1 protein-coding gene is annotated in these 1,024 nt (G+C 66.0%); it reads left to right on the top strand.

The annotated features are described in order from the left end of the window. Positions 1-952 (top strand): ABC transporter permease (locus ABTZ59_RS37295; protein ID WP_351426118.1); only part of this gene is annotated, 952 nt, incomplete at its 5' end. Positions 953-1,024 lie beyond the last annotated feature (72 nt).

The raw sequence follows: 1,024 nt of genomic DNA, 5'->3' as shown, positions 1-1,024 counted from the left end.
CGGTGCCGTCGTCATCCTGTTCCTGCTGAGCATCGTCACGTTCGTGCTGTTCTTCGGGGTGCCCCGGGACCCGGCGCTGCTGATGTGCGGCAAGACCTGCAACCCGGACAGCATCGCGAACATCCACCATGTGCTCGGCCTGGACAAGCCCCTCACCGAGCAGTACTGGATCTTCCTGCACAACCTCGTCGCGGGCAGCAGCCAGTTCGCCCAAGGGCCCTGCCCCGCACCCTGTTTCGGCTACTCGTACCACACCAACGACCCGGTCTGGTCGACCCTGATGGACCGGCTGCCCACCACCGTCTCGCTCACCCTGGGCGCGGCCGTCTGCTTCCTGATCGTCGGCCTCGGCACCGGCCTGCTCGCGGCCTGGCGGCGCGGCACGCTGGTCGACAAGACGGCCACCGCCGGGGCCATGGTGATCAGCTCGCTCCAGATCTACTTCCTCGGCCCGCTCGCCCTCGCGATCCTCGTCTACCAGACCCACTGGTTCGACAAACCGGCCTACAACGACTTCACCGGCGACCCGCTGAGCTGGTTCACCGGGCTGATCATTCCCTGGGTGGTGCTGTCCACGATCTTCGCCGCGCAGTACACCCGTATGGCGCGCTCCGCGATGATCGAGCAGCTCCAGGAGGAACACGTACGCACCGCCCGTGCCAAGGGCATGTCCCGGCGCTACGTCTTCTTCCGCTACGCCTGGCGCGGCTCGCTGATCCCGATCGTCACCATCTTCGGCATCGACCTCGGCTCCCTGCTCGGCGGCGCCATCATCACCGAGTACACCTTCGGACTGCCGGGCCTCGGCCAACTCGCCGTGCAGTCCGTGTTCTTCAGCGATCTGCCGCTGCTGCTCGGGGTGATGCTGTTCGCCGCCACCATGATCCTGGTCTTCAACATCGTCGTCGACGCCACCTACGCCTTCATCGATCCGCGCGTGCGGCTGGCCTAGAGGAGAGACATCCATGAGCACCCCTCTCCTGTCCGTGCGGGACCTGCATGTCAGCTTCAAGACCGAGGACGG

Source organism: Streptomyces sp. NPDC094034 (assembly GCF_040303865.1).
Taxonomy (GTDB): domain Bacteria; phylum Actinomycetota; class Actinomycetes; order Streptomycetales; family Streptomycetaceae; genus Streptomyces.
The sequence above is the reverse complement of the archived record's forward strand: the minus strand, read 5'-3'. Positions and strand labels throughout refer to the sequence as shown.